General features: G+C 62.6%; 16 protein-coding genes. 7 read left to right on the forward strand and 9 right to left on the reverse strand.

Going from position 1 to position 23,641, the window contains the following annotated elements; genetic code table 11:
* Positions 1-98 precede the first annotated feature (98 nt).
* On the reverse strand, positions 99-1,559 hold the full coding sequence (gene mltF, locus BBG20_RS26350) for a membrane-bound lytic murein transglycosylase MltF (protein WP_065908659.1): 1,461 nt from the start codon (positions 1,557-1,559) through the stop codon (positions 99-101).
* A 287-nt stretch (positions 1,560-1,846) separates the two neighbouring features.
* Here mltF and purL point away from each other — a divergent pair, with 287 nt between their 5' ends.
* Both purL and BBG20_RS26360 read left to right on the forward strand, forming a co-directional pair.
* Positions 1,847-5,743 carry a phosphoribosylformylglycinamidine synthase gene (gene purL / locus BBG20_RS26355; protein WP_065908661.1) on the forward strand — a complete coding sequence of 1,299 codons (3,897 nt, stop codon included), beginning with the start codon at positions 1,847-1,849 and terminating at the stop codon, positions 5,741-5,743.
* A 4-nt stretch (positions 5,744-5,747) separates the two neighbouring features.
* A complete protein-coding gene (locus BBG20_RS26360) occupies positions 5,748-6,059 on the forward strand; it encodes an NGG1p interacting factor NIF3 (RefSeq protein WP_065908663.1) in 312 nt (103 codons plus the stop codon).
* An 83-nt stretch (positions 6,060-6,142) separates the two neighbouring features.
* Here the strand turns inward: BBG20_RS26360 and BBG20_RS26365 are convergent, their stop codons facing one another.
* On the reverse strand, positions 6,143-11,875 hold the full coding sequence (locus BBG20_RS26365; protein WP_065908665.1) for a membrane-targeted effector domain-containing toxin: 5,733 nt from the start codon (positions 11,873-11,875) through the stop codon (positions 6,143-6,145).
* 290 nt (positions 11,876-12,165) lie between these two features.
* Between BBG20_RS26365 and BBG20_RS26370 the strand changes: the two genes are divergently transcribed.
* Both BBG20_RS26370 and BBG20_RS26375 read left to right on the forward strand, forming a co-directional pair.
* Entirely contained in the window at positions 12,166-12,804 is a 639-nt protein-coding gene (locus BBG20_RS26370) for a DUF6036 family nucleotidyltransferase (protein WP_065908668.1), read from the forward strand.
* Positions 12,788-13,240 carry a hypothetical protein gene (locus BBG20_RS26375; protein ID WP_065908670.1) on the forward strand — a complete coding sequence of 151 codons (453 nt, stop codon included), beginning with the start codon at positions 12,788-12,790 and terminating at the stop codon, positions 13,238-13,240. Before BBG20_RS26370 ends, BBG20_RS26375 begins: the two co-directional genes overlap by 17 nt.
* 245 nt (positions 13,241-13,485) lie before the next feature.
* Here the strand turns inward: BBG20_RS26375 and nagE are convergent, their stop codons facing one another.
* The 7 genes from nagE to BBG20_RS26410 form a co-directional block, all read right to left on the reverse strand.
* Positions 13,486-15,192, reverse strand: a complete 1,707-nt coding sequence (nagE, locus tag BBG20_RS26380; RefSeq protein WP_065908672.1) for an N-acetylglucosamine-specific PTS transporter subunit IIBC — start codon at positions 15,190-15,192, stop codon at positions 13,486-13,488.
* Positions 15,193-15,218: 26 nt separating this feature from the next.
* Entirely contained in the window at positions 15,219-17,729 is a 2,511-nt protein-coding gene (gene ptsP, locus BBG20_RS26385) for a phosphoenolpyruvate--protein phosphotransferase (RefSeq protein WP_065908674.1), read from the reverse strand.
* 29 nt (positions 17,730-17,758) lie between these two features.
* The gene (locus BBG20_RS26390; protein WP_107338935.1) at positions 17,759-18,781 is read right to left on the reverse strand and encodes an SIS domain-containing protein; all 1,023 of its coding nucleotides are present in this window, start codon (positions 18,779-18,781) and stop codon (positions 17,759-17,761) included.
* Positions 18,762-19,868: an N-acetylglucosamine-6-phosphate deacetylase gene (nagA, locus tag BBG20_RS26395; protein WP_065908679.1), complete on the reverse strand. Its 1,107-nt coding sequence runs from the start codon at positions 19,866-19,868 to the stop codon at positions 18,762-18,764. The genes BBG20_RS26390 and nagA overlap by 20 nt, the downstream gene beginning before the upstream one ends.
* A 10-nt stretch (positions 19,869-19,878) precedes the next feature.
* Positions 19,879-20,637, reverse strand: coding sequence for a GntR family transcriptional regulator (locus BBG20_RS26400; RefSeq protein WP_065908681.1), 759 nt, complete (start codon positions 20,635-20,637; stop codon positions 19,879-19,881).
* A gap of 263 nt (positions 20,638-20,900) precedes the next feature.
* Positions 20,901-21,404, reverse strand: a complete 504-nt coding sequence (locus BBG20_RS26405; RefSeq protein ID WP_065908683.1) for a L,D-transpeptidase family protein — start codon at positions 21,402-21,404, stop codon at positions 20,901-20,903.
* Between the two features lie 37 nt (positions 21,405-21,441).
* Positions 21,442-21,990 (reverse strand): NUDIX hydrolase, encoded by a 549-nt coding sequence (locus BBG20_RS26410; protein ID WP_065908685.1) that lies wholly within the window; start codon positions 21,988-21,990, stop codon positions 21,442-21,444.
* Between the two features lie 146 nt (positions 21,991-22,136).
* On the opposite strand from BBG20_RS26410, the gene BBG20_RS26415 reads away from it, so the two are divergent.
* The 3 genes from BBG20_RS26415 to BBG20_RS26425 are packed head-to-tail and all read left to right on the forward strand — an operon-like array spanning position 22,137 to position 23,511.
* Entirely contained in the window at positions 22,137-22,739 is a 603-nt protein-coding gene (locus BBG20_RS26415) for a CoA pyrophosphatase (protein WP_016971944.1), read from the forward strand.
* Positions 22,740-22,774: 35 nt separating this feature from the next.
* A complete protein-coding gene (locus BBG20_RS26420) occupies positions 22,775-23,299 on the forward strand; it encodes a gamma carbonic anhydrase family protein (RefSeq protein ID WP_065908687.1) in 525 nt (174 codons plus the stop codon).
* Positions 23,296-23,511, forward strand: a complete 216-nt coding sequence (locus tag BBG20_RS26425) for a DUF1289 domain-containing protein (protein ID WP_065908689.1) — start codon at positions 23,296-23,298, stop codon at positions 23,509-23,511. The genes BBG20_RS26420 and BBG20_RS26425 overlap by 4 nt, the downstream gene beginning before the upstream one ends.
* Positions 23,512-23,641: the final 130 nt, after the last annotated feature.

A 23,641-nucleotide genomic window follows, 5' to 3' on the forward strand; every position in this document is an offset into this window, starting at 1 on the left:
CGATAGCGGTGGGTCAGCCACTACCTTCAGCGACTGACACACCGCTTTCGCGAGCAAGCCCGCTCCCACATTGGTTTTCTGGTGTTTGGGGGAGTGGCTTACAGCTGCGGGGTGTCTTCCGGCGGCTTGGTCTTGTCGACGCCCGGTACATGCAGGTTGCCTTCGACCACCTGGTTGCCTTCCAGCTGCGGCTGGGTCACCCAGGTGAGGATGTCGTAGTAGCGCCGGATGTTCGCCACGAAGTGCACCGGCTCGCCGCCCCGGGCATAGCCGTAGCGCGTCTTGCTGTACCACTGCTTCTGCGCCAGGCGCGGCAGCATCTTCTTCACGTCCAGCCATTTGTTCGGGTTCAGGCCTTCTTTCTTCGCCAGCAGGCGCGCGTCGTCCAGGTGCCCGGTGCCGACGTTATAGGCGGCGAGGGCGAACCAGGTGCGATCCGGCTCGGCGATGCTGTCGTCCAGCTCATCCTTGATCTTGGCCAGGTACTTGGCGCCGCCCATGATGCTTTGCTTGGCGTCCAGGCGGTTGGACACGCCCATCGCCTGGGCGGTGTTCTGGGTCAGCATCATCAGGCCGCGCACGCCGGTCTTGGAGGTGACCGCCGGTTGCCACAGGGACTCCTGATAGCCGATGGCGGCCAACAGGCGCCAGTCGACCTTTTCTTCCTTGGCGTAGGTGCGAAAGTGCTTTTCGTACTTGGGCAGGCGCTGCTGCAAATGCTGGGCGAAGGTGTAGGCGCCGACATATCCGAGTACATCGACGTGCCCGTAATAGCGGTCTTTCAGGCGCTGCAGGGTGCCGTTCTTCTCGACCTTGTCCAGGTAGCTGTTGATCTCGTTGAGCAGGCTGTTGTCGTCGCCGGCAGCCACGGCCCAGCTCTGGTTGCTGGCATTGCCGAGGTCGAATGCCACGCGCACGTTGGGGAAGTACACCTGGTTCATCGCGACTTCGTTGGAGTCCACCAGGGTCAGGTCGATTTGCCCCTCGTCGACCATGCGCAGCAGGTCGACTACTTCAACGGCATCGGATTCTTCGTATTCAATCGCAGGATTCTGCTTTTTCAGCTCCGCCAGTTGTTCGGCGTGGGTACTGCCCTTGAGCACCATGATCTTCTTGCCCACCAGGTCCGCCGCGTTGGTCGGGCGTGACTGGCCGTTGCGGTAGATGATCTGCGGGGTGACTTCCAGGTAAGGGTGGGAGAAACGCACCTGCTGCTGGCGCTGCTCGCTGCTGACCAGGCCGGCGGCGGCGAGCACCGGACCGTTGGGTTTGCCCAACTGGCCGAACAGGTCATCGAGGTTGTCGGCGGTCTCGATCTCCAGTTTCACGCCCAGGTCATCGGCAAAGCGCTTGACCAGTTCGTATTCGAAACCGGTTTCACCGTTGCGGTCCTGGAAATAAGTCGCCGGGCTGTTCCGGGTGATCACCCGCAATACGCCATCCTCCTTGATTCGCTCGAGCGTGCTGGGTTTATCAACACAGGCGCTGAGCATCAGGAAGAGTCCGGTTGCGATGAGCCATTTGGCGCATCGCGGGCGCAAAGCAGTAGGGGAGAACATGTGCGCAGTATACGCAAACGGCCCACGGCGCCATATCTCGACAGCATGGGACTTGTCTGCTAGCGCCGGCAAAACTGTGCTGCAGCCCGCAGAAACGTGGCCTGGCAGCCGATTGTGACGGTTAAAATAACTGCTCCGAATACCCGGGAAAACGCCCCGATACCGTGCAAACCGTGCCAACTGACGTCCGGCAGCGGCCACTGGTGCCGTTTCGGGTGCCGTTGGCGATGGTTTACGCTAGAATGCACGGCCTCAAAGCACACCCCCTTCCCGAGGCTGTCCCGAAGATGTTGATCCTGCGCGGCGCTCCTGCCCTTTCTGCCTTTCGCCACAGCAAACTCCTTGAGCAACTGAGCCAGAAGGTTCCAGCTGTTACAGGCTTGTATGCTGAATTTGCTCACTTCGCCGACGTTACCGGCGTCTTGACCGCCGACGAACAGCAAGTGCTCGCACGCCTTCTGAAGTACGGCCCCAGCGTTCCCGTTCAAAAGCCGACCGGCCGCTTGTTCCTGGTTCTGCCACGGTTCGGCACCATCTCGCCCTGGTCGAGCAAGGCCAGCGACATCGCCCGCAACTGCGGCCTGGAGAAAATCCAGCGCCTGGAACGCGGTATTGCCTTCTATGTAGCCGGGCAGTTCAGCGATGCCGAGGCCGAGCTGATCGCCAGCAGCCTGCACGACCGCATGACCCAGATCATCGTCAGCCAGCTGGAACAGGCCGCCGGTCTGTTCAGCCACGCCGAGCCCAAGCCGCTGACCGCGATTGACGTGCTTGGCGGTGGCCGCGCCGCCCTCGAGAAGGCCAACACCGAACTCGGCCTGGCCCTGGCCGAAGACGAGATCGACTACCTGGTCAACGCCTTCAACGGCTTGAAGCGCAACCCGCACGACATCGAACTGATGATGTTCGCCCAGGCCAACTCCGAGCATTGCCGTCACAAGATCTTCAACGCCAGTTGGGATATCGACGGCGAGAGCCAGGAAAAAAGCCTGTTCGGCATGATCAAGAACACCTACGTGATGCACAGCGAAGGCGTTCTGTCGGCTTACAAGGACAACGCCTCGGTGATCGTCGGCTCCGTTGCCGGCCGTTTCTTCCCGGACCCTGAGACCCGCCAGTACGGCGCGGTGCAGGAGCCGGTGCACATCCTGATGAAGGTTGAAACCCACAACCACCCGACCGCGATTGCCCCGTTCCCGGGCGCAGCCACCGGTTCCGGCGGCGAGATCCGTGACGAAGGTGCAACCGGCCGTGGCGCCAAGCCCAAGGCTGGCCTGACCGGCTTCACCGTGTCCAACCTGCAGATCCCGGGCTTCGAACAGCCGTGGGAAGTGCCGTACGGCAAGCCTGAGCGCATCGTTACCGCGCTGGACATCATGATCGAAGGCCCACTGGGCGGCGCCGCGTTCAACAACGAATTCGGGCGTCCGGCGCTGACCGGTTACTTCCGTACTTTCGAACAATCCATCACCACCCCGCGTGGCGATGAAGTGCGCGGCTACCACAAGCCGATCATGTTGGCCGGCGGCATGGGCAACATCCGTGAAGAACACGTCAAGAAAGGCGAGATCCTGGTCGGCTCCAAGCTGATCGTGCTCGGCGGCCCGGCGATGCTGATCGGCCTGGGTGGCGGCGCAGCCTCTTCCATGGCCACCGGCACCAGCTCGGCAGACCTGGATTTTGCTTCCGTGCAGCGTGAAAACCCTGAGATGGAACGTCGCTGCCAGGAAGTCATCGACCGTTGCTGGCAGTTGGGTGACAAGAACCCGATCAGCTTCATCCATGACGTCGGCGCCGGCGGTTTGTCCAACGCCTTCCCGGAACTGGTCAACGATGGCGACCGCGGCGGCCGTTTCGAACTGCGCAACATTCCAAACGACGAGCCGGGCATGGCCCCGCACGAAATCTGGAGCAACGAATCCCAGGAACGCTACGTGCTGGCCGTCGGCGCCGAAGACTTCGCACGCTTCCAGGCCATCTGCGAACGCGAGCGCTGCCCGTTTGCCGTGGTCGGCGAAGCCACTGCCGAGCCGCAACTGACCGTCACCGACAGCCACTTCGGCAACAGCCCGGTCGACATGCCGCTCGAAGTGCTGCTGGGCAAGGCCCCGCGCATGCACCGTTCGGCGGTACGTGAAGCCGAGCTGGGCGATGATTTCGACCCAAGCACCCTCGACCTGGCCGACAGCATCGAACGCGTGCTGCACCACCCGGCCGTGGCGAGCAAAAGCTTCCTGATCACCATCGGCGACCGCACCATCACCGGCCTGGTGGCCCGTGACCAAATGGTCGGCCCGTGGCAGGTTCCCGTGGCCGACGTTGCCGTCACCGCCACCAGTTTCGACGTCTACACCGGCGAAGCCATGGCCATGGGCGAGCGTACGCCGCTGGCCCTGCTGGACGCCCCGGCGTCGGGCCGCATGGCCATTGGTGAAACCCTCACCAACATCGCAGCCTCGCGCATCGGCAAGCTGTCCGATATCAAATTGTCGGCCAACTGGATGTCCGCTGCTGGTCACCCGGGTGAAGACGCGCGTCTTTACGACACCGTAAAAGCGGTCGGCATGGAGCTGTGCCCTGAGCTGGGCATCACCATCCCGGTGGGCAAGGACTCGATGTCCATGGCCACCCGTTGGAACGATGAAGGCGTGGACAAGAGCGTCACCTCCCCGCTGTCGCTGATCGTCACCGGTTTCGCCCCGGTCACCGACATTCGCCAGACCCTGACCCCGCAACTGCGCATGGACAAGGGCACCACCGACCTGATCCTGATCGACCTCGGTCGCGGCCAGAACCGCATGGGCGCCTCGATCCTCGCACAAACCCACGGCAAGCTCGGCAAGCAGGCGCCGGACGTCGACGATGCCGAAGACCTCAAGGCCTTCTTCGCCGTGATCCAGGGCCTCAACGCCGATGGCCACCTGCTGGCTTACCACGACCGTTCCGACGGCGGCCTGCTGACCAGCGTTGTCGAGATGGCGTTTGCCGGTCACTGCGGCCTGAACATCGTGCTCGACAGCGTTGCCGAAGATGCTGCCGAAATCAACGGCATCCTGTTCAACGAAGAGTTGGGTGCGGTGATCCAGGTGCGCCAGGACGCAACCCCGGACGTACTCGCACAGTTCAGCGCCGCTGGCCTGGACGACTGCGTGGCGGTGATCGGCCAGCCGATCAACAACGGCGAGATCAACATCTCGTTCAATGGCGACACCGTGTTTGCCGGCCAGCGCCGCTTGCTGCAACGCCAGTGGTCCGAGACCAGCTACCAGATCCAACGCCTGCGCGATAACGCCGACTGCGCCGAGCAGGAATTCGACGTGATCCTGGAAGAAGACAACCCGGGCCTGAGCACCAAGCTCAGCTTCGACGTCAACCAGGACATCGCCGCGCCGTACATCAAGAAAGGTATTCGCCCACAAGTTGCCGTACTGCGTGAGCAGGGCGTCAACGGCCAGGTGGAAATGGCGGCCGCGTTCGACCGTGCCGGCTTCAATGCGATCGACGTGCACATGAGCGACATCCTCGCCGGTCGCGTTGACCTCAACGAGTTCAAAGGCCTGGTGGCCTGCGGCGGTTTCTCCTACGGCGACGTGCTGGGTGCCGGTGAAGGCTGGGCCAAGTCGGCCCTGTTCAACAGCCGTGCCCGCGACGCCTTCCAGGGCTTCTTCGAACGCAACGACAGCTTCACCCTGGGTGTGTGCAACGGTTGCCAGATGATGTCCAACCTCCACGAGCTGATCCCGGGCAGCGAGTTCTGGCCGCACTTCGTGCGTAACCGTTCCGAGCAGTTCGAAGCCCGTGTTGCGATGGTGCAGGTGCAGGAATCCAACTCGATCTTCCTGCAAGGCATGGCCGGTTCGCGTATGCCAATCGCCATCGCCCACGGTGAAGGTCATGCCGAGTTCGAAAGCGAAGAAGCCTTGCTCGAAGCCGACCTGTCCGGTTGCGTGGCCATGCGTTTTGTCGACAACCACGGCAAGGTCACCGAGACCTACCCGGCCAACCCGAACGGCTCGCCGCGCGGGATCACCGGTCTCACCAGCCGTGACGGTCGCGTGACCATCATGATGCCGCACCCTGAGCGTGTGTTCCGTGCGGTGCAGAACTCGTGGCGCCCGGAAGAGTGGAACGAAGACGGCGCCTGGATGCGCATGTTCCGCAACGCGCGCGTGTGGGTGAACTAAGGCGGTGTACAAGCTCAGCTTCTTTGTACCCGACAGCCATGTAGAGACGGTGAAAACCGCCGTCTTCGCAGCCGGCGGCGGGCGCATCGGCGACTACGACAGCTGCGCCTGGCAAGTGCTGGGCCAGGGCCAATTTCGCGCGTTGGACGGCAGCCAGCCGTTTATCGGGCAAGTCGGCCAGGTGGAAGTGGTTGAGGAATGGAAGGTTGAGCTGGTGGTGGCGGATGAGCTGATTGTGGCTGTTGTGGCCGCGCTGAAACTCAGCCACCCCTATGAAACACCGGCTTATGAAGTGTGGCAGTTGGCGGATTTCTGACCCGCAAGCTGTCATCAAGAAACCCGCTGGGCCAGGTTGGCCAGCGGGTTTTTTATGGCTGTCATCCAGCCGCAGCTGACACTTTACGGTGCGGGGACTAACCTCACTTCAACATGCAACGCGTCGATCAATATCTTTTCGTGGCTGAAGCGCTGGCCTTGCATCGGCGCCCAGCGGTCGACATAAAACAGCCCATCCTTATCGATCTTGATCGGTGTCGAGACGATCTCCCCGCTGCGGGAGTGATGCACCAGGTTGCTCTGTGACGGCGACGGGCGTTCGATCAGGTACAAGCCGGGTCGGTTCAAGCGCGACCTGTCCGCAGGCACAAAGGGGGCTGGAGCCTGGGTTCCGGCAACGCCGGCGTCGAGTATGAAATCGCCGCGCAAGGCCCTCGGGCTAATGCCCTCGTGCAGGGTCTCCCAGCCACCCGGACGAATGTTCTTGGCCAATGCCGGCGCCGTATCCCTGACATGCAGGCTGACCGCGCCTTGCAGTTCCGCCAGGCCCGGAACGCCCAGGTTCATGTTGGTGTGAGTGCTGCCAACGAAGGCGACCCATTTGTGAGGCCCGTGCGCCGCCTGGTCGGCCGCGATGACCTTGGAGGCGAAGTAGCTGAACATCTGGTTGCGGGCCAGGTCTTTCTCCGCCAGCCCCTTGATGTTGTAACTGGCGATGCAGTCCAGGGCGCGGATGCGCAGGCCGTGCCTGGCCGCCGCCTGGACAACCTCGGTATAGGTGTCGCTGCCTTTGTAATTGGGCATGTAACCCCGATCCAGTTGTTTGAGGTAGCGCTTGAGGTCGTCCGGAAGCCGTTGCGTGGTCAAGAACAGATCCAGCTGGGCCTGATGCATATCGGTCAGCAGGTGCTCCACGTAAAGCGTCTTGAATCCCAGCGTCTTGAGTTTCCCCATCGACTCGCGCAGCCACCGCTTGCTGGATCGTGCAATTTGACCCTCACCGATTACGAGCCCTGCGAAGTCGCTCTGGCGCAGGTTGTCCAGGAACGCCTCCGCAGGCTTGGGCGAAGCCAGGATGGCGGGATCTGGCCGGGTTGGCGGTACGTGGGTGTCCAGGTAGTTTTTTGCATCTGTACTCAAGCGATGCCTGGCGTCCTTGAAGGCCTGGAATGCTTCGTGATGGGCCGGATTCTGCGGAACATAGATGGGATTGAGCCCATGCGGCACCTCCGCCTGGCGGGTGATGCTGCCATGTAGTGCGGGGGCAATGTCGTAGTCGCTGTAATGCGTCACCGCATCCGCCACCGCGCTGGACGCCGCTGCAGCCTTGGGCGCTGTGTACGGGGTCTGCAGGGTCAGGCGGTAATCGCCCTTGGCCAGCGAGTCACCGGCAATGGCGCCCGGCGCGTCGAGCCACACGCCGACAGGCTGATCCGCGGCCACATCCACCACGCGCAATGCGACGGCGTCCTGCAGGTCTGCCAGGCCTGGGGTGCCCTCGAACGTGCGCACGCGGGAATGATCCACCAAGGCTATCCAGCGCTCATCCAGCTCGTTGAGCGCATCGGCCTCAATGGCCTTGTGGGAGTAGAAATTCCTCACACTGTTGCTGCGTGGCAGAGTCGGTGGGGTGTCGCCCATCAGCAGGGCATCGTCCAGCAGGTAAGACGTGGAGGCGTCCAGGGCGTTGACCTTCATGCCCTTTTCCTGGGCCTTGCGCACCAGGCTGACGTAGGAATACTCGGCGTTTTCGGCAAAGCCCAAGGCTTTATCCACAGCCTTGAGGTGCTTTTCAATGTGTAGCCAGGATTTGCCGCTGTTGAGCTTCTGCAGTTTCGAGCGGAAGACATCGGTGGGCAGGTACTCGATATAGAGGTGTTTGAAGCCTTTGCTGATCAAGGTGTCCATCTGGGTGATCAGCAGTTGTTTGCTGGCGATGGAGCCGGGTATCGCGCCGATCACCAGGTTCTTGTTGGCGCTGAAGGCGTCGCTGGCGAGCAGTTGCGCGAACGGCATGCTGGCGTCGATCGCCGGTGGATCAGCGCGAACGGGCAGCGGGTCGAGGTTCTTGAAAAAATCCTCGGCGTCCGTGGCCAGGCGTTCGGCCTGTTGCAGGTACGCGGTGCGCAGGGGTTTGAGTTCCACCGCAGCATTGCCCAGAATCACGTTCGGCGAGTCGAAATTCCATTCAGACCAGCGCATCATCCCTTCGCGCACCTGCGGGTTGAGGACCGGCTCCAGTTTGCTCGCGTACTTTGCCGGCATCTCATAGGGTGTGAGCTGCTGCGGTGTGTCGGGTAGCCTTTCATATTTGGGCGCGCCACCGGCGACCCCGGTACGGCGCCACACGCCTTGCGCGTCAGGGGCTGCCACGCGGGTGGTGGAAACCAGCTTGCCGGTGGCCGGGTCGAGCCGGTAGAGCAAATAGCGACCGATCGGGTCCGGGGTGTTTTTCGCCCACAGGGCTTCACCGTCAAACAGCACGGGTTGCATGTTCTGCGGCGCCGGCGGCTTGGGTTGCAGCGGCTCGACCAGGTTCAACCGCTCGCTCGACAACGCGCTGCTTTTGGCGACTTGGCGTACGCCCGGACGTGCAAGCTGCTTGAGCGAAACCAGCGCCGGGCGCAGGTCGGTGAACGCTGCGCCGGCGCTGTTGAGCACGTAACCGATCAAGTGCTCCACGGCCGCTTCGTTGTCACCCTGCTGATAAGCGTGCAGGGCCAGCATGCCGTCCTTGAATGCCAACAGCATGCCCAGGCTCAAGCTGAGAGTCGGGAACGGCGCAGTGGCGATGGCGGTGACCCACTCCACGCAGGTCCACAGGATGCCGGTGACCATTCGGGTGCGGTTGTTCGTGGTGCCTTCAATGTCGTCGATCTTGCGCTGCAGCGGCATGTCATACAGGGCGCGGCGCAGATCCTGCAGCGGTGTTTGCTCGCGGGTCGAATCATAGCGTGGCGGGCTGATGTCGGTGCGGTTCAGGCCCTCGGGCAGCTGTGCCTTGGCGGCATCCAGGAAGGCACGCACCCTGACCTGGGATCGGGTACCCACCCGCTGGGTGAAGTAACCGAGCATGGCGGGGATTTTTTTCAGCAGGTAGTTGAACTGCCGAGCCTCGCGAAAGCTGATGCCATCCGGTGCATTGGGGGTGTAGAGCACTGTCGGGAAACCGGCATGGCTGAAGAGGAAATTTCCCATTACCCATTCGCCATCCAGCAGCAGGCGATGGATCGCATAAGTGGTGCGCGTGGCGGGGGCGGTCTCGCCTATGCTGGCGATACTGCGCTCCAGCCATGCCCAATCACTTCCGGCGATCTCCCCCTGCAGGCGGCATTCAAGGCCGGCGTTCTGCATCTGGCGCTGAGTGATGGCCAGGGTCGCATTGCGTCGCAGGTCATAGTCCGCACTGCCGACGTTCAGCAGTTGGGCCTTGACCTTGTTGATGTAGCGTTGGCCGACCCAGGTGCCCGTCACCGAGCGCGCCACCGTGAGCGCGCCCGTGGGCCCCGTGATCGGGCTCAGGTCAACACCCTTAGGGCCTCTGAACCGCGCTGAGCGGGAGAATTTCTCGTCGAGAAAACCCACGCCATCGGCGTAACCGTCGCGGTACAGCTGCGTGTAGGTCATGGGCGCAGGGGGCGATGAGCCTATCAATGCCGGGGGCGAGAAGGCCCACACGGTGTCGGGGTCCACATCGTTGCCCTTACGTCCCAACAGCAGGTTCAGGCGCTGTCTGGCCTGTTCATGCAGATAATCATTGAAGCTTGGGAACTTTGCGTCAGACAGCGGAAACTCGTTATAGGTGAGCAGCGCGCCCTCGCCGTCTTCCACCAGCTTCAATAGCTTCTGGCGGGTGTCGATGCTGGTGGAGCGGAACCAGTTCGGGGTGCTGAATTCATAGTCATCGACCCGTGTGGCCAGCACATGCGCCGCCATGGCCTTGAGGCACGCGGCGTGGCTGCCGATGTGGCCGAAGCTGATTTCTATGGATTCATGCGCACCTGGCTCGATGCTCATGCTGGTCAATACGTGTGTCATTGCTGCGCGAAAACGCAGCGCAACCCGCTTGATCAGGTAGTCGGTGAGCGTGCCTGGCGGATGCCGCGTGCCGTTGTCCAGGCTCCAGCCAAGAATATGGCTTCGGCACTCGCCCTCACTGTTGAACACCAGGAACTGCTGGTCCCGAGGCGCTTGCGGCGTGCACAGCAGCAGGCGGATTACAGCGCCGCTGGCGTCGGTTTTGCGCAACACCCACAGGTCCTGCAACTGCGCTTCATGCAGCGACAGCGTGGCGGCGCTGAGGTGGGGGGCGTTGCCCTGGCGCAGGTCGGTGATCAGCCCGTAGTCCTCGTCACTGAGATGCCCCTGCAACACGGCGGTGTACGCCAGTGCGTTGATGCGTTGGTCGAGCATCCGTTCGATCGCCTGGCTGACGGCCGGTTTGGCATGCATCTGTTGTTGCAGGTCGGCGAACTCGATACGCGGTTGCAACGTGCCCAGCGTCTCCACCAGCCAGGCAGGTGTCAGGTCCCGGTAGGCCTTGGGCAGGGGGGCATCCTGGTAGGTCAGGGTGGTTTTGGTGAGGAAGTCCGAGCCCGCCAGCGCGTCGCCGGTTTGCAGCCCGCGCAGGGCCAGGTCGATCAGGCTGCGCTCGTGTTCATATTCGCCGATAGGATCGACGTAGCGCCGAGTGCTGATCATCAGGTCCTGTGGCGCCAGGTCGTGGATGTCCAGTTCATCGCTCAAGCGTTCGAGCCATTGGTAGCGCGCCAGGTCTTCAGGTGTGGTGACCGGGCCCAGCAGGTCGAGCAGTTGCTCGCGGGCCTCGTTGTAACTTGCCAGGTGGGTGGCGAGCGTGACGCGACGGGTGTCGCTGGCGCTGCGATACCAATCCGGCGCGCTCTGGCGCAGGTAGCGCTCCAGTAGCTGTCGTGCGCGCCAGCCCAGGCGTGCGTTGAAGTCCGGCAACGCTGCGGTGATGGCACGGTCCAGTGCGTCAATCAGTTGGGCGGCGTCGTGCGTCGGGTTGTCCTCCAGGCTCAAGGCGCGCTCGATGTCCTGGGTGCGCTTGTCGATCAGCGCGTCATAGGTGTGTTCAAACAGCGGTTTGTCACTGATCGGCGTCAGCGCCAGCGGCCAGATCGCCCCTGGCGTGATATCGCCATAGCGCGCGGGCAGCAGGTGCATGAAGGTGCGCCGTTGCTCGGCATCGTCCATCGCCTGCAGCCATTGGCTGTTCAACTGCGCCAGTGAGCCGAAGCACTCGATGCCGCGCGCAGGGGTGTACAGCATCACTTCCCCAACCGGCGGCGCAGATGTCAGGTCGGCGACCTGCGGGCTGGATTTTTCCGTCAGCACAAAGGCGCCCGCCAGTTCGACGGTGCGTTGCTGGTAGCTGAAGCTCAACGCATACAAGCCTGGGCGCAACGTGATACCCAGCGGCACACGCTCAAGCATGGCCTGTTGCTGCGGATGCAGCAGGCGGTCCTCGGCACTCAGCGCCGTTTCGTTGGCCAGCGCCGTGTACCCGGCGTCAAACGTCATGAAGGATTTAAGGGGCTTGCCATCGATTTGCTCATAGCGATCGAGGTGCAGCAGGTGAGCGTTCAGTGTGGTCTTGAGCGCCGTCACTTGGGTGGGCAGATTGCTTGACGTCAGTCCTTGATAGAGGGGCCGGCTCTTGGCCAGGAATTGCTGGCGGTAATTCGTCAGGATCCGATTGATGCGCTCCAGATAAGCCAGGGCTACGGACGGAGTGTGTTCGGGGACTAACGGCGACTCGACCTGGAGCAAGTGATGCCCGATCTGGTTGAGGTGGCCCTTGATGCCTTCAAAGGTCTGGGGTGTGGTGCTCACAGGCACGCTCTCCATGCTGGGGGTAAGAACCCTCAGAATGCGCAGGCGGGAAGTTGACCAGGCGGTAGATAACTAGCGCAGGCAGGTGCCGACACATCCTGGTGACTTGCCCGGCGTTCATGGATAGCGCGGCGGGTTGAACACAGCGAGTCTCGGAGATTTCCCACAAACCTTTCGGGTTGTCCCTCGGAACTCTGCTGAATAGCCTTTGTTGGTCACTGACCATTCAGTGATCGGGATTTGAGTTCAAGGCCCGTTCAGCAGTGTTGCACTGGCTTGAGATTCAAGAAATGGAAACTCCTTATGTTGTCGCTCCGCGCCTCAATACGAGTAGCTCACTCGGACAAGCACTGATTTCAATGTTCAAATCCATTGAAGTGGAATTGATCCTTGAGGGAGCAAAGCCAGGAGCAGTCAAGGTCATCGTGTTCGGTGGCTGTGCTGTCCACCTATATACCCACCACCGTGTATCCACGGACGTTGATGCGGAGATTTATTGCACGAATATTCACCACAAGTTGCGCCTGCAGACGTTACTGGCAGAGTTTCCAGAGCAATTTTTCGACGAGCAGTCTGGCCGTGTCATGGAGCTCAATTACGACCTTCAATACAACACCGGCTTTGGTCCGCTTCACGAGGATTATTGGGAGCGAAGTATTCCCCTGGCAGAGTTTACTGCTGAGTCTGCACTGCATCTGCATATTGCTGCACCTATCGACATTGCGATCTCCAAGCTGGGTCGAGCTACTGATCAGGATGTAGGCGACATCATGGCCCTGCTCAGGGCTGGGTTCATTGTGACCACTGAGTTCCGTCGGCTGGCATTGCAGGCAATTGATATGTATGTTGGCAACAAGGAACCACCTGCCTCTGTACTGACCAATATCTTGCACGATTACCTGGAAACTGAAGTTGATGAAGCCTATTAACGGTCCTGTCCTCTCCGATGCCTTGGATATGCTGGTCAAAAGTCCGCTGAATCAGGCTGATGACAGTGCCCTTGTCTGCGCGGCAAAAGCGGTTTGGTATTCAGACACTAGTCTTGTGGGAGAGGTAAAGGCGTTTCTGGAAGTACACTCCAGTGAGGTGGAGCTTCGTCGCGCAGGTTATTTGCTGGAGCGTTTCACGCGCTTTTCGTGTGCGACAGACAGTCGGGTAGTCGAAGTGCTGAAGGTGCTTGAGCTTTTTCAGGCTGCTGCGTCCAAACAAGAGGTAAAACGGCAGGGTACTGTTGCGCTTGGCAGTCGCCGCGATGAGTTGGCGGTGTCGTGGGGTTTGAGTGAAGGGCTGGGATTGAAGGCTCAAGCGTTAATGCCTTTTCAGACCCGCCATTACGAAGCCGAGCAACGTTCGGTATCTGCTTAGGCATGAATCGCTATCAAAGAACCCGACTTAAGTCGGGTTTTTGCCGTCTGTGATATCTCCAGTTTTCGGAGATTTTCCACGAACCTTTCGGGTTGTCCGTCGGAGCCCGCCTCACGCATCTTCTGCAGTCGCTGCACATTCAGCGACCGCGACTGCAAGCCCGCTCCGACCGCATTGCCCGGTCGGGCACCGATCAACTGTGGGAGCGGGCTTGCCCGCGAATGGCCCGCACTGCCACCGCTGCGCTATACCTTGGCGCCAACCTCGCGGGCATTGACCAACCGTTCAAGCGCTTCGCTCAACCCCGACGCCTTGTCGCCAATCAGCAGGTGCCACACACCGCTGTCCAGCTGGCTCACCCCCTGGCACCCGAGCGCCGTCAGTTGAGCTTCGGACAACTCCGAATCATCGCCCAGTTCCACCCGCAGCCGGGTCATCGCCACCGCTTCCAGCTGGCGCACATTCGCGCGACCGCCGAGTGCGCTCAGCCATTGCTCGGCTTCCTGCACATTCACGGCGATCGACTTATCCACAGGCGTTCCTGCCGCCGGTGCGCTGGCCACAAACGATGGCATGGCCAGCCGAATTTCATCGGCAATGCTGTCAGCCAGTGGCCCGACCACCACTTGCAGGCTGCCCCCATTGCCAGGCCGCACGACGGCCATCGCCCCCAGGGCTTTCAACTCGGCATCCACGGCTTTGTTGCGGTCGACCATCTCCAATCGCAGGCGCGTGGTGCAGGCCCCGACACTGAGCAAGTTCGCCGCGCCGCCCAAGGCCTGGATATAAGCCGTGGCGCGCTGGTTATCAGTCATCGCTTCAGCCTGCGCCACCTGGATATCCTCGCGGCCCGGTGTTTTCAGGTTGAAGCGGCGGATGCAGTAACTGAAGACGCTGTAGTAGATCGCGGCATATGCCAGGCCAACCGGGACCACCAGCCAGCCATTGGTGGATTTACCCCAGCCCAGCACCATGTCGATAAACCCACCGGAGAACGTGAAGCCCAGGTGGATATTCAACATATTGGTCAGCGCCATCGACAGGCCGGTGAGCAGCGCGTGGATCAGGTACAGGAACGGCGCCAGGAACATGAAGGCGAATTCAATCGGCTCGGTCACGCCGGTGAGGAACGAGGTCAGCGCCATCGACAGGAAAATCCCGCCCATCACTTTGCGCCGCTCCGGCAGGGCGTTGCGGTACATCGCCAGGCACGCGGCGGGCAGGCCGAACAGCATCACCGGGAACATGCCGGTCATGAACTGGCCGCCTTTGGGGTCGCCGGCAAAGTAGCGGGTCAGGTCGCCGGTGACCACCGCGCCGGTCACCGGGTCGGTAAAGCTGCCGAACACAAACCACGCCATGTTGTTGAGGATATGGTGCAGGCCGGTGACGATCAGCAGGCGGTTGAACACACCAAACACGAACGCGCCGAAGCTGCCGCTTTCCATCAGCAGCACGCCGAAGCTGTTGATGCCGTGCTGGATCGGCGGCCAGATCAGGCCAAAGATCACTCCCAGGGCCACCGCCGAAAACCCGGTGACAATCGGCACGAACCGTCGCCCGCCGAAGAACGCCAGGTACTCCGGCAGCTTGATGTCCTTGAAGCGGTTATACAGCGCACCGGCCATTAGCCCGCTGGCGATACCGGCGAGCATGCCCATGTTGATGGTCGAGTCCATCACCTTGAGCGTGGAGACCATCACCAGGTAGCCAATGGCTCCGGCCAGCCCGGCGGTGCCGTTGTTGTCGCGGGCAAAGCCCACGGCGATGCCGATGGCGAAGATCAGCGCCAGGTTGGCGAAGATTGCCTGCCCGGCATCGTGCATGACGGCGATGTTCAACAGGTCGGTGTCACCCAGGCGCAGCAGCAGGCCGGCAATCGGCAAGATCGCGATGGGCAGCATCAGCGCGCGGCCCAGGCGTTGCAGCCCTTCGATGAATAATTGGTACATGGCGGGTCTCCTTTTTCTTGTTGTTGTCAGCTCAGCGGCCAGTGGTGTTGACAGGCTTGGCGAACTGCCCTGGCGCTGCTCAGGTCGAGCAGCCCTTGGCTCAGTTGCCGGCATTGCGCCGCGTCCAGGTGACGGACACGGTCCTTGATTTCTCCGATTTGCGGCGCACTCACCGACAGCTCGCTGACCCCCAGGCCGACCAGGACCGGCGTCGCCAGCGGGTCGGATGCCAGGGCGCCACATACCCCAACCCAACGCCCATGCTTGGCGGCGCCAACGCACGTCTGGTGGATCAACCGCAGCAAGGCCGGGTGCAAGGCATCGACCCGCGCGGCGAGGCCGGCGTGGTCGCGGTCCATGGCCAGGGTGTACTGGGACAGGTCATTGGTGCCGATGGACAGAAAGTCCGCATGCTTGGCCAACTGCTCGGCCATCAGCGCGGCGGCGGGCACTTCGATCATGACCCCCAGCTCCGGGCGTTGGGTCAGTTCCAGCTCAGCGCACAGCTCATCCAGGCGCTGGCGGATCTGCAGCAGTTCGTCGACCTCGCTGACCATCGGCAGCAGGATGCGGCAGCGCTCCAGCGGGCTGACTTGCAGCAACGCGCGCAGCTGCTGGTCGAGCAATTCCGGGCGCAGCTGGGCCATGCGAATCCCGCGCAGGCCCAGCACCGGGTTGGCCTCGACAGGCAGCGGCAGGTAGTCGAGCTGCTTGTCACCGCCGACGTCGATGGTGCGGATGATCACCGACTTGTCGCCCATCGCATCCAGCACGGCTTGATAGGCCTGGCGCTGTTCCTGTTCGTCCGGCGCAGTGCGGCGGTCAACGAAGAGGAATTCTGTGCGCAGCAGGCCGACGCCGTCGGCGCCGTTCGCAAAGGCCAGTTGGGCCTCGGCGCTGGAGGCGACATTGGCCGCTACCTCGATGCGCACGCCATCGAGGGTGTGCGCCGGTTGCCCGGCCTGGGCCTGTTGCTGCTGGCGACGGCGTTGCTGCACGTCGCGAATCTGGTGCACTTCGGCGTGGCGCGCTTCGCTGGGCGCCAGTTCCAGGCGACCGTTGCCGGCGTCGAGCACCACGCGCTGGCCTTGCGGCACATCGAGCACTTCTGCGCCCAACGCGACCACACACGGCAGGCCTTTGCCCCGCGCAAGGATCGCCACGTGGGAGGTGGCGCCACCTTCGGCCATGCAGATACCGGCCGCGTTTTGTGCGCTCAGTTGCAGCAAGTCCGACGGCGTCAGTTCGTGCGCGCTGACAATCGCCCCGGCGGGCAATTCGACGTGCCAGGCTTCGCCGAGCAGCGCGCGCAGGACCCGCTGCTGCAGGTCGCGCAGGTCATTGGCGCGCTCGGCGAACAGCGGTTTGCCCAGGGCCAGCAACACTGCGCATTGCGCCTGGATTGCATCACGCCAGGCATGGGTGGCGGCGCTGCCCTGTTCGATGGCTGCGGTGGCGGCTTCCAGCAGGGTCGGGTCTTCCAGCAGGGCGAGGTGGGCGGCGAAGATCTCTTCTTCCTCGACGGCCTGGCGTTGCCGGGCGTGGTCCAGGGTCTTGCGGATTTCGCCGCGCACCTGCTCCAGGGCCGCGTCCAGGCGTTGCAGTTGTTCGTCGGCGCGATGCTGGCCGAGGTCTGCCGGCAGCTCGATACCCGCCAGGCGGAACAGTGGGCCACAGACCAGCCCGGGTGCCGCGCACACGCCTTGCAATACACCGGCTTCGGTATTCGCCCGCCGTGGCGCCGCGACGAGCGGCGCTGGGGGTGCCTCCTTGACCGCGACTGACAGCGCTGCGACCAGCGCCTGCAACGCGGCCTCGGCGTCTTTGCCGCGGCACGTCACGCGCACCTCGTCGCCTTCGCCTATCCCCAGGCCCAGCACGCCGATCAGGCTGTTGCAGGCGGCCGACTTGGCGCCGAAATGCAACTGCGCCTGGCTGCTGAAGCCCTCGGCGGTTTTGCGGATCAGCGCCGCCGGCCGTGCGTGCAGGCCGCCGCGATGGGTGATGCGCACGCTCGCGCTGGCTTCAGTCAATGAGTTATCCACAGCGGTTTGGCCCGGCGCGGTTGAGCGCGGTATCACGTGCAGCAACGGTTCACCGACTTTGACGCTTTGCGCGGCCACCGGACGCAGTTCGAAGCGCTCGCCATTGGTCAGGATAATCAGGCTGACCAGGCTCTTGCACTGGCACGCAATGCGGTCCAGGTCGAACTGCACCAGCGCCTGGCCACTGCTGACCCGTGCCCCTTGCTTGACCAGCAAGGCAAAACCTTCGCCGTTGAGTTCCACGGTGTCGATGCCCACGTGCATCAGCAACTCGGCACCGTTTTGCGCGCGGATCGTCAGCGCGTGCCCGGTGCGGGCGACATGAATGATCTCGCCATCGCAGGGCGCGTGCAGGCAATCATTCAGCGGATCGATGGCGATACCGTCGCCCATGGCGCCGCTGGCGAACACTTCGTCGGGAACGTTGCCCAGGGTCAGCAGCGGACCACTGAGTGGGGCGCTAAGGGTCAATTCATTATTGTTGTAGGACATGGGCACGGTACTCATCAGGAAAACGCGACTCAGTGAGTGCGGGTAACTTTGCTCAGGTGACGCGGCTGGTCCGGGTCCATGCCCCGCGCTTCAGCCAGGCCGGCGGCCATCACGTAAAAGCTCTGGATCGCCAGGATCGGGTCCAGGCTCGGGTGTTCGGCGCGGCTCAAGGTCAGGTCACGCTCGGCGATATCGTCCGGTGCGGCCAACAGCACGCGGGCGCCGCGCTGGCGCATGTCGACGGCCAGGCTCAACAGGCCGGCCTGCTCGGCGCCGCGTGGGGCGAATACCAGCAAGGGGTAGTCTTCATCGATCAAGGCCATCGGCCCGTGGCGCACTTCGGCGCTGCTGAAGGCTTCGGCCTGGATCGCCGAGGTTTCCTTGAGCTTGAGCGCGGCCTCCTGCGCGATGGCAAACCCGGCGCCACGGCCGATCACCATCAATTGCTGGCAGTCGCGCAGGGCGTCGATGGCGGGGCGCCAATCCTGCCCGGCGGCTTCGCTCAGGCCTTCGGGCAGGGCACGGCAGGCCTGGAGCAAATCGGCTTCCTGATTCCAGTGGCCAATCAACTGCGCGCTGGCGCTGAGGGTGGCGATAAAGCTTTTGGTCGCGGCGACACTCAGTTCCGGCCCGGCGCACAGCGGCACGTGGAATTCACACGCAGCCTCCAGCGGCGAGTCTTCGGCGTTCACCAGCGAAATGCTCAAGGCTCCCCGCTTGCGCAGCAGGCGCAGGCTGTTGACCAGGTCCGGACTTTGCCCCGATTGCGAGAAGCCGAACGCCACCTGGCCGCTGACTTTCAAGGGCGCCTGCAACAGGGTCACCACCGACATCGGCAACGATGCCACCGGGATGCCCACGTGCTGCATGGCCAGGTAGGCGAAGTAACTGGCGGCGTGGTCCGAACTGCCGCGCGCGATGGTCATCGCCACTTGCGGCGGCTGGCGACGCAGGCGGCCGGCGATTTCTTCCAGCAGCGGGTCCAGGCGTTGCAGTTGCGCCGCAACGGCATCGCGGGAGGCCAGGGCCTCTTCAAGCATTTTTGAAGACAATGGTTTCTCCTTCGACCATGACGTCGGTGAGGTGCAGGGAGCGGTCCAGGCGTACGCAGTCGGCGAAGCTGCCGGGTTGCAGGCGGCCGCGTTCTTCCAGGCCCAGGTAGTCCGCAGGAAATTGCGACAGGCGTTGTGAGGCTTCGCTGATAGGCAGGCCGATCTTCACCAGGTTGCGCAGCGCCTGGTCCATGGTCAGGGTGCTCCCGGCCAGGGTGCCGTCGGCCAGGCGTACGCCGCCCAGGCACTTGGTCACGGTGTGGCTGCCCAGCTTGTATTCGCCATCTGGCATGCCGGCGGCGGCGGTGGAGTCGGTGACGCAGTACAGGCATGGGATCGAACGCAGGGCGACGCGCATGGCACCGGGGTGCACGTGCAGCAAGTCCGGGATCAGTTCGGCATATTGCGCGTGTGCCAGCGCGGCGCCGACGATGCCCGGCTCGCGGTGATGCAGCGGGCTCATGGCGTTATACAGATGCGTGAAACTGGTGGCGCCGGCGGCGAGGGCGGCGACGCCTTCTTCGTAGCTGCCCAGCGTGTGGCCGATCTGCATGCGCACCCCGCGTTGGCTGAGGGCACGGATCAGGCCGTCATGCCCGGCGATTTCCGGGGCGATGGTGATCACCCGGATCGGCGCCAGGCGCAGGTAGGCTTCCACTTCTTCCATCAATGCGGTGTGGGCGAAGTTGGGTTGTGCGCCGAGTTTTCCGGGATTGATGTAGGGCCCTTCCAGGTGCACACCGAGGACACGGGCGCTGCCTGTAGGACGCTGCTCGCAGAAGGTGCCGAGCTGACCGAGCACGCTGGAGATTTCATCCACCGGTGCGGTCATGGTGGTGGCCAGCAGCGAGGTGGTGCCAAAGCGCACGTGGGTGCGGGTGATGGTCTCGAAGGCGTCGGCACCTTCCATGATGTCCTTGCCGCCACCGCCGTGCACATGCAGGTCGATAAAGCCCGGCAGCAGGTAGGGCAGTTCGTTGTCGGCAGGGTCGCAAGGCACGCCTTCAATGGCGGTGACCTTGCCGTGCTCGTGCACCAGGCGGCCGCGCATCCAGCCGTGGGGCGTGAGGATATTGTCTTCGGACATGGGCAGTTCTCTAAGGCCGCAGCTCGGCGGCGAAGTCATAGCGGCGCAGCTCTGCGACAAAGTCGTAGTAGTCATTGCGGCAGTAGGTGTCGGTGATTTCGATCGGCGTGTTGTCGGCGGTGTAGCCGACCCGGGTCATTAGCAGCATGGCGGTGCCGGGGGCGATGCCCACCAGCTTGGCGAACTCGTCCGAGGCGTTGATCGCCTGGATGTGTTGCAAGGCGCGGACGACGGGTTTGCCGATGCCTTCGAGGTATTCGTACAACGAGTTGCCGATGGCCTGCGGCTGTGGCAGCACGGAGGCGGGCATTGCCGTCATTTCGATTGCCATGACCGTATCATCGGCCTTGCGCAGGCGTTTGAGCCGCGCGACCTTGTCGGTCGGCGACAGGCCCAGGCGGATCAGTTCTTCGTGAGTCGGCGGGGTGATGTCGCGCTCCAGCCACTGTGAGGTGGGCACAAACCCCTTGAGACGCAACATCTCGCTGAAGCCCGACAGGCGCGACAGCGGCTGTTCCAGGCGTGGCGTGATAAACGTGCCGGAGCCCTGGCTGCGGCGAATCAGGCCTTGGGTAAACAGCACTTCCAGCGCCTTGCGGGCGGTGACCCGCGAAATGCTCAACTGCTCGCTGAGGGCACGCTCCGAGGGCAACGCCTGCTCGGATTTCCACTGGCCGGCGTGAATCGCCGCTTCCAGGTTGCGCGCCAGTTGCAGGTACAGCGGCGTGGATTGTTTGTCGTCGGGACGCAGCGTCAGGATGGGGTTCATCGTTAAGGTTTCCGATGCGGTTATTGGAGTGTTGTCGCCCGGTATTGGCCGAAAGCTAATACCACTTAAATACCATGTCAATGCTGCCAAAACGGTGCAAGTGCCGGTTTCAGGGCACCTTAAGGGTGCGTGGTATCAAGTGGTATTAGAGAGGTCTTTAGGGCGCGCAGAAGTGCACAGCCCGCGCGGTGAACTGGTATTCACCGGCAGGGGGCTGCGCAGGGCAGGAATTATTTTCGAATTATTTTACCGGCGGTCGAGGATTACGGCCGAATCTCGATCATGGTGCCGTCCTTGACCAGGTTCCAGACTTCGCGCATGTCGACGTTGCGCATGCCGATGCAGCCGTCGGTCCAGTCCAGGGTGTGGAACCACTGCTCGGGGTAGTCTTCGCTGTCGGGCGTGCCGTGGATCATGATCATGCTGCCGGGCTTCACGCCCTCGCGGCGGGCGCGGGCCGAGTCGCTGATATTGGGGTAGGAAATGTGCATGGCCAGGTTGAAGCGGTCGCTGGTCTTGCGCCAGTCGATCCAGTAGAAGCCTTCGGGCGTGCGGCGGTCGCCTTCGAACAACTTGGTGCCCTTGGGGTTTTTGCCGAGCGAGATGCGGTAGGTCTTGAGGGGCTTGCCGTCGTTGATCAGTTGCAACTGATGGGCGGATTTGAGCACCAGGACTTTTTCGACAGGTTTGCCGTCCAGGGTTTCCAGGGTGGAGGCGCAGCACAGCGTAGCGAACGACAGGCAGATCAGAGCAAGCAACCAACGCATTGAAACGGTATCCCTTGGGCGACGATCTGCCGGATGGTTATTGGGCGGGCTTTGACAGCGGTGGCACAGACTCGCTGCGCACCGGGAACGCCTGTTGGCGGCGGTCAGCGAAAAAGCATTCTAAGGTACGCCCGACCGTGCGGAAAGCCAGCTCGGACCAAGGGATGTCGGCTTCGTCGAACAACTGCACTTCAAGGCTTTCGGGGCCGGCGGCGAAGTCCAGGTCAACCAGTTCGGCGCGGTAGAAGATATGCACCTGGCTGATGTGCGGCACGTCGATCAGCGTGTAGATGCTCAGGTTGCGCACACGGGCGCAGGCTTCTTCGAGGGTTTCGCGCATGGCCGCCTGTTCCACGGTCTCGCCGTTTTCCATGAAGCCGGCCGGCAGGGTCCAGTACCCCAGGCGCGGCTCGATGGCGCGGCGGCACAGCAGCACCTTATCGCCCCACACCGGTACGGTGCCGGCGACGATATTGGGGTTCTGGTAGTGAATGGTCGAGCAGTGATCACACACAAAACGCAGGCGTGCGTCGCCTTCGGGAATGCGTTGGGTAACCGGTTTACCGCACTGGCTGCAGAAGTTCATGCTGGGGTTCCTGGAAAGTGCGTCTATCTTGGCGTGGCCGGCAGGGCCCTGCAAGTTGTCGTTTAGCGACACCGCGCGGGTTTTGGGGTTGGGCACCCGCACGCTTTGGTGCATGATGCAAGGTAGCCAACAGACCGAGATGACTCATGCTGGACGAGCTACTTCGCCGGGTAAGCAATCACACACCCCATACGCTGGAGACTGACGGGCGTTTCCCCGAGGCCGCCGTGCTGGTGCCGATTACCCGCAGTGACGAACCTGAGCTGATCCTGACCCTGCGCGCCAGCGGCCTGTCGACCCACGGTGGCGAAGTGGCCTTTCCCGGCGGGCGTCGCGACCCTGAAGACCCGGACCTGATCTTCACCGCCTTGCGTGAAGCCGAAGAAGAAATCGGCCTGCCGCCCGGCCTGGTCGAGGTGATCGGCCCGCTGAGCCCGCTGATTTCCCTGCATGGCATTCGGGTCACGCCCTATGTAGGGGTTATCCCCGATTACGTTGAATACTTGGCCAACGATGCCGAGATTGCTGCCGTTTTCAGCGTGCCGTTGGACTTTTTCCGACAGGACCCGCGCGAACATACCCACAGAATCGATTACCAGGGCCGCAGTTGGTATGTGCCCAGCTATCGGTTCGGCGAATACAAGATCTGGGGGCTGACGGCGATCATGATCGTGGAGCTGATCAATCTGCTCTATGACGACGCGAAGATCAGCCTGCACCAGCCACCCAAGAGCTTCATCAATATCTAAGCCATCGCTTGAATGGCCAGCCGTGAGGACACACCATGAAATACCGCCTGGGCGATGCCCGCGTCGAGACGCACCCACACAGCTGGGTGGCCCCGAATGCCACGCTGGTGGGCAAGGTCAAGCTGGAGGAGGGCGCCAACGTCTGGTTCAACGCGGTATTGCGTGGCGACAACGAACTGATCCTGATCGGCAAGAACAGCAACGTGCAGGACGGCAGCGTGATGCACACTGACATGGGCTACCCGTTGACCCTGGGCACCGGCGTGACCATCGGTCATAACGCCATGCTGCACGGCTGCACCGTCGACGACTACAGCCTGATCGGCATCAATGCGGTGATCCTCAACGGCGCCAAGATCGGCAAGCACTGCATCATCGGCGCCAATTCGCTGATCGGCGAAGGCAAGGAAATTCCCGATGGCTCGCTGGTGATGGGCTCGCCGGGCAAGGTGGTGCGTGAACTCACCGACGCCCAGAAGCGCATGCTCGAAGCCAGCGCCGCGCACTATGTGCATAACGCGCAGCGTTACGCGCGAGACCTGGCCGAGCAGGACGCATGAACCCGATAGAACGCCCCGTCGCCTCGCCGTGCGTGAGCATTTGCGCGCTGGATGACGACGACATCTGCACCGGCTGCCAGCGCACCGTGGATGAAATCACGCGCTGGAGCCGCATGGACAACGCCGAGCGCCGGGTGGTGCTGGGGTTGTGCCATGAGCGGGCGAAGGCGAGTGGGTTGGTGTGGATGCTCCCGGGGAAGTCCGGCGGCTGAAGTGTTTGCGGTGGCCTCTGCGCTGTGGACTGTTGTGACGAACGAGCTTCTTGTGGCGAGCGGGCTTGCCCCGCGTTGGGCTGCGCAGCAGCCCCAATAGGCGCGCCGCGTTACATCAGACGAACCGCGG

Source organism: Pseudomonas aylmerensis (assembly GCF_001702265.1).
GTDB classification, from domain to species: domain Bacteria; phylum Pseudomonadota; class Gammaproteobacteria; order Pseudomonadales; family Pseudomonadaceae; genus Aquipseudomonas; species Aquipseudomonas aylmerensis.